This window comes from bacterium SCSIO 12827 (genome assembly GCA_024397995.1).
GTDB lineage: Bacteria > Pseudomonadota > Alphaproteobacteria > Rhodospirillales > Casp-alpha2 > UBA1479.
In genome coordinates, this window is record CP073746.1 from 3709940 (window position 1) to 3723148 (window position 13209).

General features: G+C 58.3%; 12 protein-coding genes. All 12 read left to right on the forward strand.

Annotation, left to right across the window (positions count from 1 at the left end):
- Position 1 precedes the first annotated feature (1 nt).
- The 12 genes from KFF05_17380 (at position 2) to KFF05_17435 (ending at position 13203) form a co-directional block, all read left to right on the forward strand.
- Complete coding sequence (locus KFF05_17380; protein ID UTW51642.1) at positions 2-955, forward strand: Gfo/Idh/MocA family oxidoreductase; 954 nt, start codon at positions 2-4, stop codon at positions 953-955.
- Entirely contained in the window at positions 952-2238 is a 1287-nt protein-coding gene (locus tag KFF05_17385) for a UDP-glucose/GDP-mannose dehydrogenase family protein (GenBank protein UTW51643.1), read from the forward strand. Before KFF05_17380 ends, KFF05_17385 begins: the two co-directional genes overlap by 4 nt.
- Before the next feature lie 59 nt (positions 2239-2297).
- Positions 2298-3032, forward strand: a complete 735-nt coding sequence (locus KFF05_17390) for a hypothetical protein (protein ID UTW51644.1) — start codon at positions 2298-2300, stop codon at positions 3030-3032.
- 43 nt (positions 3033-3075) lie between these two features.
- Positions 3076-3966, forward strand: coding sequence for an NAD-dependent epimerase/dehydratase family protein (locus KFF05_17395; protein UTW51645.1), 891 nt, complete (start codon positions 3076-3078; stop codon positions 3964-3966).
- A complete protein-coding gene (locus KFF05_17400; protein ID UTW51646.1) occupies positions 3966-4616 on the forward strand; it encodes a class I SAM-dependent methyltransferase in 651 nt (216 codons plus the stop codon). The genes KFF05_17395 and KFF05_17400 overlap by 1 nt, the downstream gene beginning before the upstream one ends.
- A 69-nt stretch (positions 4617-4685) precedes the next feature.
- Positions 4686-5462 (forward strand): transketolase, encoded by a 777-nt coding sequence (locus KFF05_17405; protein ID UTW53774.1) that lies wholly within the window; start codon positions 4686-4688, stop codon positions 5460-5462.
- Positions 5459-6376 (forward strand): transketolase, encoded by a 918-nt coding sequence (locus tag KFF05_17410; GenBank protein UTW51647.1) that lies wholly within the window; start codon positions 5459-5461, stop codon positions 6374-6376. The genes KFF05_17405 and KFF05_17410 overlap by 4 nt, the downstream gene beginning before the upstream one ends.
- A complete protein-coding gene (locus tag KFF05_17415) occupies positions 6373-7596 on the forward strand; it encodes a DegT/DnrJ/EryC1/StrS family aminotransferase (GenBank protein ID UTW51648.1) in 1224 nt (407 codons plus the stop codon). The genes KFF05_17410 and KFF05_17415 overlap by 4 nt, the downstream gene beginning before the upstream one ends.
- Before the next feature lie 36 nt (positions 7597-7632).
- Positions 7633-9255 carry a hypothetical protein gene (locus KFF05_17420; protein UTW51649.1) on the forward strand — a complete coding sequence of 541 codons (1623 nt, stop codon included), beginning with the start codon at positions 7633-7635 and terminating at the stop codon, positions 9253-9255.
- On the forward strand, positions 9252-10037 hold the full coding sequence (locus tag KFF05_17425) for an AAC(3) family N-acetyltransferase (protein ID UTW51650.1): 786 nt from the start codon (positions 9252-9254) through the stop codon (positions 10035-10037). The genes KFF05_17420 and KFF05_17425 overlap by 4 nt, the downstream gene beginning before the upstream one ends.
- Before the next feature lie 62 nt (positions 10038-10099).
- On the forward strand, positions 10100-12079 hold the full coding sequence (locus KFF05_17430; protein UTW51651.1) for a carbamoyltransferase: 1980 nt from the start codon (positions 10100-10102) through the stop codon (positions 12077-12079).
- A gap of 140 nt (positions 12080-12219) precedes the next feature.
- The gene (locus tag KFF05_17435) at positions 12220-13203 is read left to right on the forward strand and encodes a radical SAM protein (GenBank protein UTW51652.1); all 984 of its coding nucleotides are present in this window, start codon (positions 12220-12222) and stop codon (positions 13201-13203) included.
- The last annotated feature ends 6 nt before the right edge of the window (positions 13204-13209 follow it).

Genomic DNA, 13209 nt, shown 5'->3' on the forward strand with positions numbered 1-13209 from the left:
CATGCGGGTCATCGTTGCCGGAATGGGGGTCCAGGGCGCCAAGCGGCTTTCCGCCGCGGGTGCCGACGCGGTCGCCACCGTGGACCCTGTACGGGAAGACGTCGATTACAAAGACGTTCGTGACGTGCCGGTCGACGCTTATGACGCCGCCCTGCTGTGTATTCCTGACGAGCCGAAAATCCAGCTTCTGGAATATCTGCTGTCTAACCGGAAGCATGTGCTTGTTGAAAAGCCCGTGCTATCCACCAACGATGATGACCTGATCGGCCTTGCGAACCTGGCCGAAAAGTCCGGCACGGTCTGCTATACCGCCTACAATCATCGCTTCGAGCCGCACTTCATGCGCATGGCCGACCTGATCAAGAGCGGCCGACTGGGCAAGATCTATTCACTGCGCATGTTCTACGGAAATGGCACCGCCCGCCTGGTGCGCGACAGCGCCTGGCGTGACCAGGGTGCGGGCGTTCTGCCGGATCTGGGCAGCCATCTACTCGACACCCTGCGGTTTTGGCTTGGCCAGGATTTCGACGCGCGCTTCCGTGTGCGGGGTGCATACCGTCACGAGAACCGGTCCTTTGATCATGTCGTGATTGACACCGCCGATGGCTTGGCCATCCAACTTGAGATAACGATGCTGAGCTGGCGCAACCATCACACCACCGACATCGTCGCCGCGCACGGCAGCGCGCATATCGAAAGCCTGTGCAAATGGGGACCATCGACCTTCACGCACCGGACCCGCGTGCTGCCCAGCGGCCGCCCCCCGGAAGAGGCCGTGACCCTTGTCCAGGCCGATCCGACCTGGGACCTGGAGTACGCGCATTTCAAGGAGCTCTGCGCCAAGACGCCGGGCACCAACAGTCTGGCCAATGATCTCTGGATCAATCGCACCCTGCGCGATCTGGCCGCCCAGGCTGGCGTGCACGACTTAGTGCGCGAAGGGGCGGACACATGACGGCACCCGTCATCGGTTTTGCCGGCCTGACGCATCTCGGCCTTAACATGGCGGCGGCATCGGCGGCACGCGGATTCAAGGTCGTGGGCTATCAAGACGACCCGGCGGGTGTCGACGCCATCAACGCCGGGCACCTTCCCGTCGCCGAACCGGACCTGGACGACATGATCGCGCGGAACCGTGAACGCCTGACCTTTACCAGCGACGACACCAAGCTTGCCGATTGCGACATCGTCTATATCTCCGTCGACGTGCCCACCGACGACAACGGCCAAAGTGATCTGGCCCCTATTACCGGCATCATCGCGACGACCGAACGCGCCATGAGCGACGATGCCCTTCTGATCGTTCTCTGCCAGGTGCCGCCAGGCTTCACCCGCACCCTGGGCCGCGATCCCGCCCGGCTTTACTATCAGGTTGAAACCCTGATCTTCGGGCGTGCCGTGGAACGCGCCATGCATCCGGAACGGTTCATCGTCGGCTGCGCGAAACCGGATGCGGCAATAGACCCGCGTCTGGAAAATTACCTCGGCGCCTTCGACTGCCCCATCCTTCCCATGCGATATGAAAGTGCCGAACTGGCAAAGATCTCCATCAACATGTGCCTGGTCGCCTCCGTCGGCGTCGCCAACACCATGGCCGAGGTTTGCGAGCATGTCGGCGCCGACTGGTCGGAAATCATCCCGGCCCTGCGCCTGGATGCCCGCATCGGCCCGAAAAGCTATATCGCGCCGGGCCTGGGCTTGGCAGGCGGCAATCTCGAACGCGATCTTGCCACCGTGATCGGGCTCGCCGACCGGCACGCCACCGATGCCGGGATCGTCCACGCCTGGCTGGCCAACAGCCGACACCGCAAGGACTGGTGTTATCGCACCTTGAAGCAGGCCGTGCTCGACACGAAGCCCGATGCCACCATCGGCCTGCTTGGGCTGGCCTACAAAGAAAACACCCACAGCACCAAGAACGCGGCATCACTGGCGCTGCTGTCACATCTGGATGCGCGGTGGGTGACCGCCCATGACCCACAAGTCCGTGCCGCTAATATCCTGCCGGAATTGCGCCAAGCGGAAACCGCTCTCGACGCCTGCGACGGCGCCGATGCGGTGGTGATCGTCACGCCCTGGCCCCTGTACCGTGAGATCGACCCCGAGGAACTTGCCCGCCGCATGCGCGGTCGCACGCTAATCGATCCGTATGGCCTGATCCCGCGCGCGGGTGCCATCGCTGCCGGGCTTGACCATCACATGTTGGGCACGGCACCGACCCGCGCCGAGGCCTGCTGATCCCATGTTGCAACGCTCACCCGATAGATCGTCCATTACTTTTATACACATCAAACGACATGCCTGATCACGTTCTGATATATGCCGTAATCTCCGTATGCGCCGTCGTACAATCCTTGTTCGGTGTCGGCATTCTCGTATTCGGCACGCCGGCCCTGTTGCTCCTGGGATTTGATTTTGTAAGCACGCTGAGCTACCTCATCCCCGCGTCTTTTAGCGTATCCTTGTTACAGGTACTGGCCAAGGATGCCCGCCGGACATCAATCTCCATTTATCTTTATACACTTTGCCTTCCGGGCATCGCCTTCGGTCTATGGCTTTCGACGGTTGTCCATTTCACGTCCTGGCTCAACAGCTTCATCGGGGCAATCTTGCTGATTTCGGCGATGCTGAGGTTCTACACCAACCACGGTGGCGCCAATAAGTTCGACCTTGGCCGCGTTCTTCCTGCCTATCATTTCGTTATGGGGCTGATACATGGCAGCACCAATTTAGGTGGTGCGCTTTTGGCGATCCTTGCCGCATCGACCAAAAAGGAAAAGGAAGTTTTCCGCTATACCGTCGCTTATTACTATCTGATGTTCACGATCGTGCAATTCTTCGTTCTGCTCGCCAGTTTCGGGCCGGATAAGATGCTGTCGTACAACCTGCTGACCGCCGTCTTCTCCGCAACCATCTACGTGATAATCGGGAACCGCATATTCCTTCGAACTGGGGGGGGGCTTTATCAGCACGCCCTTACATCGTTCATGGTTGCCTTCGGCGTCTTGTTGATTTGCAAACCCTATCTGTGATCCATGCCAAAGCATGATGTAAATGGAGCCGATAAGATTTTAGATGCCGCTTGAACATACGCAATCTCACCCAAGCCAACCGACCCGTGTCGTCGTTCTCGGCGCCGGCGGGTTCGTTGGGCGAACCGCCGCCGACGCCTTCGCCACCGACGGGACGCCTGTTCTCGGCCTCGGCCGCAACGATGTCGACCTGATCGCCGACCGTGCTGACACCGTCCTGGCCGAGCAGCTTCGCGACACCGACACCTTGATCGTCATATCTGCCGAAGCTCCCTGCAAAGACGGTGCGATGCTGGAACGCAACATCCGTATGATGCGGAGCGTGACGGGTGCACTCACCCAGGTTCAGCCCGCGCATGTCGTTTATGTCAGCTCGGACGCCGTTTATGCCGACAGCGCGGCTCCGCTGACGGAAGCCTCCTGCGCCGAACCCGGTTCGCTCCACGGCGTCATGCATCTGGCCCGCGAATTGATGCTCAAAGAGGCCACCAAAGGACCTCTCGCAATCCTGCGCCCGACCCTGATCTACGGTGCGGCCGACCCGCACAACGGTTATGGCCCCAACCGCTTTCGCCGCCTGGCCGCGGCCGGCGAAGACATCCTCCTGTTCGGCGAGGGCGAGGAACGCCGCGATCATGTCGACGTCCGGGATGTCGCTGAACTGATCCGCCTGATCGCGGCGCATCGCTCGTCCGGCGTGCTGAATGCAGTAACCGGAACAGTAACGTCGTTCCGCGAGATCGCTGAGCTGGTTGTTGCCCTTTCCGAAACGGAAGTTGGCATCAAAGGCTCACCGCGCCAAGGGCCCATGCCTCACAACGGATACCGCGCCTTCGACCCGTCCGACACGCTGGCGGCCTTTCCGGAATTCCGATATACGCCCCTGGCGGACGGCTTGGCCCACGCGCAAAACGAGATGGCGGAGACCCTCTGATGGCCGAAGCAAACCTGCTGCGCGGCCTTCCCCAAGGCAAACGCAACGTCCAGGCGCGCGAGACCGCCAAGACAGAAGACCATATCCGCATTTCCCGCGAATACGGCGAGATGTACTTCGACGGCCCTCGCGAATACGGTTACGGCGGATACCGCTATGACGGCCGCTGGCAGCCGGTCGCCAAGGACATCATCACTCATTTCGGACTGAAGCCGGGCGACCGGGTGCTCGACGTCGGTTGCGCCAAGGGATTCCTCGTGAAAGATTTGGTCGCAGAGGGCATCGATGCCTACGGCATCGACATATCGAAATACGCATTGATGCACTGCGAACCGGAGGTCGTCGGCCGCCTACAGATCGGCAGTTGCGACGACCTGCCGTTTCCCGACGACAGTTTCGACGCGGTTCTGGCGATCAACACGATCCATAATCTGGATCGTGACGGCTGTATTCGTGCCGTGAAGGAAATCGAGCGCCTGGCCCCGGGCAAGGGGTTCATTCAGGTCGACAGCTACCTCACGCCGGAACAGAAGGAAATCTTCGAAAGTTGGGTGCTGACCGCACGGTTCCACGACTACCCGGACGGTTGGTTGAAGGTCTTTGAAGAGGCCGGATATACGGGCGACTGGTACTGGACCATCATCAGATGAACACGATAACGGGAGAACGGTTTCTTGCTTCCCAATTCCTTTGACGATTCAACTGCGCGCAAGCGCTGCATGGGATACCGTCGGCGTGTCCTAGAAATCTCCCAACAGGTCCAGGCCCTGCACGCGGCAGGCGCTTTTTCCTGCCTCGAGATGGTGGACGTTATCTACAACGGCCTGATGCGCGGCGCCGCCGGCAACAGCCCGGACACCTTCCTCATGTCCAAGGGGCATGGCTGCATGGCGCAATACGTGATCCTCGAAGACCTCGGCATCCTGTCTCGTCAGGACTTGGACCTTTATTGCAAGCCCGACGGCCGGCTCGGCTGTCATCCCGATTACGGCGTTCCGGGCATTGAAGCCTCGACCGGATCCCTCGGCCACGGCATGGGTCTGGCCACGGGCATGGCCTACACGGAACGCCATGTGAACAAGGGCGACGGACTGATCTTCACTGTCCTGAGCGACGGCGAACTGCAGGAAGGTTCGACCTGGGAATGCATGATGATGGCCGCGAACCTTGAGGTCGACAACCTGATCTGCTTCCTTGATCACAACGGCATGCAGTCCTTCGGCAACACGGCCGAGACCCATCCCAGGTTTTATCCGATCCGCGAAAAAGTTGAGGCCTTCAACTGGGAGGTCGCCGAGGTCAACGGCCATGACGGGGCCGCTGTCTTCGACGCCGTCGCCGCCCGCAAAGGGGGGCGTCCTTTCCTGTTGATCGGGAACACGGTGAAGGGCCGGGGCGTTTCCTACATGGAGGGCGGTGCGATCTGGCATTACCGTTCACCCAACTCCGAGGAATATAAACAAGCGCTCGACGAACTGGTGGAGATCTCGTCATGAGGAACAAGTTCGCCGATGCGATCTACGAGATCGGAAAGACCAATTCGAAGATCTGTGCCTTGGTCGCGGATATTTCGCCGGCCGGCTCCATGGTCAAGTTCCGCGAAGAGTTTCCCGAACGCTTCATCAATTGCGGCGTCGCGGAACAGGCGATGATCGGCATCGCCGCCGGCATGGCGCTGAAGGGCATGCGGCCATTCTGCTATACCATCGCAACGTTCTCCCTCTATCGGCCGTTCGAAATGGTGCGCGACGACCTCGCCTATCAGAATCTGCCGGTGACGGTGATCGGCATGGGGGCGGGCATCATCTATTCGACCCTCGGCGGCACCCATCACACCATGGAGGACATCGCCGTCGCCTCCGCCATTCCCAATATGACGGTGCTCGCACCCTGCGACCCTGAAGAGATGCGCCTGGCGACAACTTGGTGCGCGACCGAAAGCACGGGGCCCGTCTACATGCGGCTCGGCAAGGCGGGCGAACCCGACCTGACAGCCAACGCCGTCGATCCGTTTATAGTCGGCAAGATCCGCTATCTGGTCCGCGGAGACGGTGATCTGTGCATCCTGACCTACGGCATCACCATGAAGATGGCGTTCGACGTGGCCGACCGCGTGCGCGCCAAAACCGGCAAAACACCATCGGTTGTTTCCGTCCATACCATCAAGCCACTGGATGAGGCCGGCATCCTGGACGCACTGACGTCGCACAAGCAAACAGCGGTGATCGAAGAACACGTGCCGCACGGCGGCCTCGGGTCCCGAGTCAAGGAGATCGCCTGGGACAACGGCATCACAAACGGCCTCAAGAACTTTACGCTCAAGGACGAGTTCATCCATTTCTATGGCAGCTATGAAGAGCTTTTGGCCCGCCATGGGCTGGAAGCCGGTGCCATTGCAGAGGCCATATGAGCACCCTCCCGACAAACATGGCAGACAGACTTGCCATCCTGGGCGGCACACCAGTAAGGGGCGTGCCGATGCCGGCCCGCCTCGCCATCGCGGAGGCCGAAGAGGCCATGGTCAAACAGGTCATGGCTTACTACCGGGAACGCAAACTGGACCCAGGTTATCAGGGGCATTTCGAAGACCGATATTGCCAAGCCTTCGCCGAGAAGATGGGAGGCGGGTTCGCCGACGCGGTCGCCACGGGAACGGCGGCGCTCTATGTCGCGATCGCAGCACTCGATTTGCCGAAGGGATCGGAAGTCCTCGTCTCTCCCATCACCGACCCTGGCAGTTTAAGTGCAATTATCCTGAATGGCCTAACCCCCCGACTTACAGACAGTAAGCCGGGCAGCTACAACATGGGGCCTAACCAGTTTCTTGATCGCATCAGCGATTCCACCTCAGCCGTGATGGTCGTCCATGCCGCCGGCCAGGCGACGGAAATTGATGCCATTACGGCAGAGGCACATGCGCGGAAAATCAAGGTCATTGAGGATTGTTCTCAGGCCCATTTCGCCACTTGCGCCGGCAAACCCGTTGGCAGCTTTGGGGACATCGCCGCATTCTCGACCATGTACCGCAAGGCCCACATTACGGGCGCCAGCGGCGGCCTCGTCTTCACACGCGACGAAGAAATCCACCGCATGGCGCTGGCACATGCAGACCGTGGCAAGCCGCGCTGGCAGGATGAATTCGACGACCGCGATCCGTCGGGCTACCTGTTTCCCGCACTCAACCTGCATTCGGACGAAATTTCCTGCGGCGTTGGCTTAATCTCGCTTGCCCGCCTTGATGACACCATCGCCCGGCGCCGCGCCTTTGTCGATGCCGTGGCATCCGGTATCGACGAACGGTCTCGTGTCTGCACGCCGTCCGCCCATTCGGATGCGGATTCACCTTTCTTCTATCCCGTGTTCATCGACCCGGCGAAGATCACTTGCACCAAGACCGAATTCGCACTCGCTGTCCGAGCCGAAGGCATCGACCTTAACCCCGACTATAAATATTTGGCCACGGACTGGCCGTGGTTACGCTCACATCTGTCGGACGGTTTCGATTGCCCCAACGCGCGGCGCGCTCTTGCAGAAAGTTTCAATCTTTATTTGAACGAGAATTATGGCGCGGCCGAAGCTGACGATACGGTCCGGGCAATTCTCAAAGTTGAATCCCATTTCGTCGAATAGTCGGCATCTGGCAAGCAGCATAACGGCAAACACATCATGATCGTTCTTGGAATTCACGGCGGCGTCACCTTGGGCCAACACGAGCCCGCGGCAGCCCTGATTATTAACGGGCGTTGCGTCGCGCTATGCGAAGAGGAACGCTATCTGCGGATCAAATCCTGCTACGGCATGCTTCCCTTCTACTCCATAAAGGCTTGCCTGGAGATTGCCGGTATTTCCTTTGAGGACATCGACCTGGTCGTGACGCCAGGCATCACCTACCCGGGCCATGATGGCCGGATCGAAGCATATCTGCGCCACAACTTCGGCTCGTGCCCGAAGGTCGAGCAGGTCCACCACCAGATGGCGCACATCGCCACGGCATTTTACGGCTCTGGGGTTGATGATGCGATTTGCGTGTCTCTGGATGCCGCCGGCGATGGCATGGCGGGAATGGTCGCCAGTGCATCGCGCGAAAACGGCATTACTGTGCTGGAGGAAATTCCGACCGATAATTCTCTTGGTTACTTTTACACGCTGATGACCTACTTCCTGGGTTTTGGCGATGGCGACGAATACAAGGTCATGGGCTTGGCGCCGTATGGTGAGCCGACCGTCGATCTTAATAAGATCATCCGGCCTGTCGACGGCGGGTGGGAATTTGATTGGTCGTTCGTGCGCCGGGACCCGTCGGTCAAATCACCGTTTGAGCCACTTTACGGCCCCAACTTGGCCGAGGTTTTAGGCCAACCCAGCCGCATTCCGGGAAGCGAGATGACGCCGTTCTACCGAGACTTGGCACGCTCGATTCAGGCCGCCACGGAAGAGTGCCTTTTGAGTCTGCTTAAATCCGCCCGGGCACGCGTCCCCGATACGGCCAATTTCTGTTATGCAGGCGGCGTTGCACTCAATTGCTCGGCCAACCGCCGCGTTGTCACCGACGCGGGGTTCGAGACTTTCTATGTTTCGCCCGTGTGTTCGGATCGCGGCCTCGCTCTTGGCTGCGCCTATTATGGGGCGGTACAGATGGGCGACACGCCGTGGCCGCTGCTCACCCCCTATCTTGGGTCTTCCTATTCCGACGACCATATTCGCCAGGAACTAACGGGCAATAGCTGCACCTTTGAGGAAGTGGAAGATCCAGCTGAATCAGCGGCAGCACTTCTTGCTGAAGGCAAAATTCTGGGATGGTTTCAAGGCCGGTCAGAAGCCGGGGCGCGGGCGTTGGGTAACCGCTCAATCATTGCCGCAGCCGGAACCGAGGAGATGCGTGACCTTGTGAATGCTCGCATCAAATACCGTGAGGAATTTCGTCCCTTCGCGCCGTCTGCCCTGAAAGAGCGGGCGCAGGATTTCTTCGATATCGATTCCAGAGACTACCCATCCATGTCGATTACGGTAGATGCCAAAGCCGATGCCGCCGACAAAATTCGCGCCGTTGTCCATACGGACGGAACCGCCCGGCTGCAAACCGTGCGAAGCTCGGACAACGAAATTTATTACAACCTGATCCGCGCCTACGATGCGGTCACCGACGTTCCGGTGATACTGAACACCAGCTTCAATCTTAAGGGCCAGCCGATCGTCGAAACTCCGCGGGATGCCCTTATGACATTCTTCGGATGCGGCTTGGATGCGCTGATGTTGGGCCGTTTTCTGGTTCGAAAGCCCGCCGCGTGATTCCTGTTTCAGCCGGACCGGAAAAGCATATCGCCGGTGCATTTTCTCGATTCGGCGTACCCCGCGACAGCACATTGTTCGTTCACAGTTCATTTAAGGCCTGCGGCCGCGAGGGTGGCGATCCGGTCAATGTATTGGAAGCAATGCTCGAGTACATGGCGCCCGGCACGTTGATGTTACCGACCATGTCCTGGCGGTTCGTCAAACCGTCCGACCCATTTTTTGATGAACTGAAGACACCGTCCAACGTCGGTATCCTGACGGAAATATTTCGCACACGATATGCCGACGGGCGCAGCATTCACCCAACCCATTCCGTCGCCGCCAAGGGCAAGGATGCCGCAGCGCTGCTTGATGGCCATCACTTGGATGACACGCCGTGTTCCGCCAACAGCCCCTTTGGCCGCCTTTGCCAGGCGGATGGATGGGTTGTCATGTTCGGCATCTCCATGGATTGCTGCACTCTCATCCATCACGTCGAAGAGATAATCGCACCGGACCTTTACCTACAGCCGGTAGAGCGGACCGAACATTATAATTGCCGCCGTCGCAACGGCGAGGAAATCTCCGTTGCCTTGCGTCGCCATTTGTTCTTGCCTCGCGATTACTGGCAATTTCAGGACATCATTGCGGCAGACGGAAAGTTATCGGTTTTTGCCATCGGCAACACAGTGATCCGTGCGTTCCGAGCCCGTGATCTTGTTTCGGCCACAACCCGCGTTCTTGAACATAAGCCCGACGCCGTGATCGCCCGGCCGGGACAACGCTATCGAATGATGTAAACACGGACATCACGTTTCGATAGGTTCTGACTCATTTCACAATAATACGGCATAACAAATCCATGATTGTTCTAGGTCTTCATTTCGGCCACGACGCGTCGGTCTCGGTGGTCCGCGACGGCATTGTCCTCAACTGCATCGAGAGCGAACGCTTTACCCGCGCCAAGCATGCCATCGGGTTGACCGCTCGCGAGGTCGGTCTGGCCTTGGCAGACGCAGATGTGGCGGTCGCCGACATCGATTACTGTTCCGTGACGTCGACACAGCGCCTGGAATATTTGTTCGAAGACCCGGCGCGACTGTCCTTCACTGTCGATCTGGCGGCGCCGCATGCAAAATATTGCACAAGCGGAATCGACGCCGACACCCTTAGCCAGAAATCCCCCAAATATCTTGGTGAGATCCTCGCGCAGGGCCGCTTTCATCCCTATCTGAAACGGCTGCCCGAAAGCTTTTTGAATAATTTCCAAGCCCTCGAAAGTGTCGGCGCCATCGAGGACTTCCTGATTCCCGATAAGTGGCTGAAACCACGCACCTTGACTGAAACCGCCGATATCGACCTGAGCGATGTGCTGAGCGATGAAAATCGGTTTGGCATGCAGGTTCCAGTCACGGTTCAGGTAGAAGGTCGCGCCATACCGGGCTTCATGATGTCGCACCAATTTGCCCACGCGGCTTACGCATTTTTCGCGTCGGATTTCGATGCGGCCGCGATAATGACCCATGATGGCAGCGACCCCGGCACGTCCTACTGGGGTGGCATGTACTACTATGGAGAAGGCACGAACCTGTACTCGGTCGCGCCCCATTTCCTGTCGGCGGGAAACCTTTATGAGCGCATCGCCTTCTTATTGAATTTGGGTTACGACACAGGCGCCGGCAAACTTATGGGCCTGGCACCCTGGGGCAAGCCGCGGTTCTATGATCCAGCCTTTGTCGGCAATTGGTTCGACGGCCTGCAGGCACCCATCGTCGAGCCGGGGGAAAAGGCGGCAGCCGCAATTCCCGACTGGATCACCGACGAACGCCACCCGCTGCTTTATCGCTGGCTATGCCATTGTCTCAATCAGGCCGAGACGGAAGGCTACGATTTCGATCCTCTCGGCGACACAGACCGGATTCTCGAACCCATAAACGCGGATTTGGCCGCGAGTACCCAGCATCTGATCGAAGAAATTCTCCTCCGTGCGGCGGAAAGTCACGCTGTCTTACAGGACCGACTGGGCAGGCCGACCCCTAATCTGTGCCTAAGCGGCGGTGTTGCGCTCAACTGCCCCGCCAACAGCGTCCTGTCCAATAAGTCGCCGTTCGAACATCTGTTCGTCCCGCCAGCGGTCAGCGACCGCGGACTTTCCATCGGTGGTGCGCTGGCCGTTACCCACAACATATTTGCCGTTCCGAGGCCTAAAAGAAAATTGGATGCCCGAGAGTGCGCCTATCTCGGCCCCGCACGCTCAAATGAGGAAGTGCAAGCCGCGCTGACGCGCTTTGCAGACGACATAATCGCAACCGAACTGACCGAGTATTGCGACGTTGCCGCCAAGATGTTGGCTGAAAACAAGGTCATCGCCTGGTACGACGGACGATCCGAAACAGGTCCGCGCGCCCTCGGTCATAGATCGATCCTGGCGCATCCGGGACACGATGAGAATTGGCGACGGGTCAACGCCATCAAGGGGCGCGAGCACTGGCGACCGTTTGCCCCGGCAGTGTTGGAAGAAGATGCCGGCGAATGGTTCGAGGAATGCCCGATTCCTTCCCCGTTTATGCTATTCACGGCCCGTGTTAAAAACGACCGCTTACCCGCGATCACACATGTAGACGGCAGCTCGCGGATTCAGACTGTGAGCGAATCCGAGGGCGCCTATTTTCATGTTATTAGCGCGTTCAAAACGTTGACGGGGCTGCCCGTAGTCATGAATACATCCCTCAATGGACCGGGAGAGCCCATCGTTGAGACCCCGGATGAAGCACTATTGCTGTTTCTCAACACCGACTTGGACGCTCTATTTTTCCCGGGCGTAATGGTTGTTGCATCCTAGAGCAATCGTTGTTTCAGCATGGAAACTCGCCGTGCAGACATGGAATCACCACAGTTAAACCCACATGGGTTTTACTTGACTCACATTGACCGGAAATAAATTTAGATTAGTATATCAACGCGTTATTGGAGACTTACGTCATGGACATGAAAATTGTCGACCCAAAGATCAAGCAGGAGAATGAAGGCGTTGTCGCTGACTTCGCCAAGGTGATGGGTATCACCTCAAATCACGAGCTGGAGCGCTTTCCCAAGCGCATTGCGATCGAAGTGACTTCGACCTGCAATGCCCGCTGCGTGATGTGTCCCATTGAGGAATGGGAGCGCAGCGTCAACTTCATGCCCGATGACATTTTCAACAAGATTGTCGAAGACATGCGCCCTCACGTCGATTGGATCGAAGAGGTTTCTCTCCATATCGACGGCGAGCCGTTAATGGACAAGAAGCTCGAAGCCAAGCTCATCGTCATGAAGGAGATGGGAATCAAGTCGGTGATGATCACGTCAAATGCCGGATTGATGTGGGAACACCGTTCCGAATCTCTTCTGAAAGCAGGCCTTGATCGCGTCGACTTTTCCATCGACGGCGCGACCAAAGAGACTTTTGAGGCGATCCGCCTGCGCCTTAATTTTGAAGAATGCGTCACCAATATCGAAAACTTCCTCAAGGTGCGTGACCGTTTGGGTAAAACGGACGATGTGCATGTCACGATCCGAATGACCGTGTCTGAAACCAACTGCGACGAGTACGAAGATTTCAAGGCCTACTGGAAGCCGTTGTTGGGGAAGAACGATCGCGTCTACGGAAAGCTTCTGCACAATTGGGGTGCCTGGGCCGAAGAGTTTGCCCCGGGATCCGGGATTGACAAAACCGCCCTGAATAATCGCGCCTGTCCGTCCCCCTGGGTTAACTTCAACATCTTCACCGACGGTCGCGTGCCGTTGTGTTGCGTCGACTTTAACGCTGATCTTGAGATGGGCAACGTGGTCGACAACACGATTCAGGAAATTTGGCAAAATCCAGTATCGCGCAATGCCCGCCAACAAATGCTTGAGCAGGGCCGAAATTGGAGCGCCAAGTGTGTCGATTGCCTGGCCTGGGATCAAACGCTGAAACTTTCCTGACGGCTT

Bases quoted from the DNA above. Each gene is read 5' to 3' on its own strand.
- KFF05_17380 (UTW51642.1), top strand. From the start codon at position 2: ATGCGGGTCATCGTTGCCGGAATGGGGGTCCAGGGCGCCAAGCGGCTT.
- KFF05_17385 (UTW51643.1), top strand. From the start codon at position 952: ATGACGGCACCCGTCATCGGTTTTGCCGGCCTGACGCATCTCGGCCTT.
- KFF05_17390 (UTW51644.1), top strand. From the start codon at position 2,298: ATGCCTGATCACGTTCTGATATATGCCGTAATCTCCGTATGCGCCGTC.
- KFF05_17395 (UTW51645.1), top strand. From the start codon at position 3,076: ATGCCGCTTGAACATACGCAATCTCACCCAAGCCAACCGACCCGTGTC.
- KFF05_17400 (UTW51646.1), top strand. From the start codon at position 3,966: ATGGCCGAAGCAAACCTGCTGCGCGGCCTTCCCCAAGGCAAACGCAAC.
- KFF05_17405 (UTW53774.1), top strand. From the start codon at position 4,686: ATGGGATACCGTCGGCGTGTCCTAGAAATCTCCCAACAGGTCCAGGCC.
- KFF05_17410 (UTW51647.1), top strand. From the start codon at position 5,459: ATGAGGAACAAGTTCGCCGATGCGATCTACGAGATCGGAAAGACCAAT.
- KFF05_17415 (UTW51648.1), top strand. From the start codon at position 6,373: ATGAGCACCCTCCCGACAAACATGGCAGACAGACTTGCCATCCTGGGC.
- KFF05_17420 (UTW51649.1), top strand. From the start codon at position 7,633: ATGATCGTTCTTGGAATTCACGGCGGCGTCACCTTGGGCCAACACGAG.
- KFF05_17430 (UTW51651.1), top strand. From the start codon at position 10,100: ATGATTGTTCTAGGTCTTCATTTCGGCCACGACGCGTCGGTCTCGGTG.
- KFF05_17435 (UTW51652.1), top strand. From the start codon at position 12,220: ATGGACATGAAAATTGTCGACCCAAAGATCAAGCAGGAGAATGAAGGC.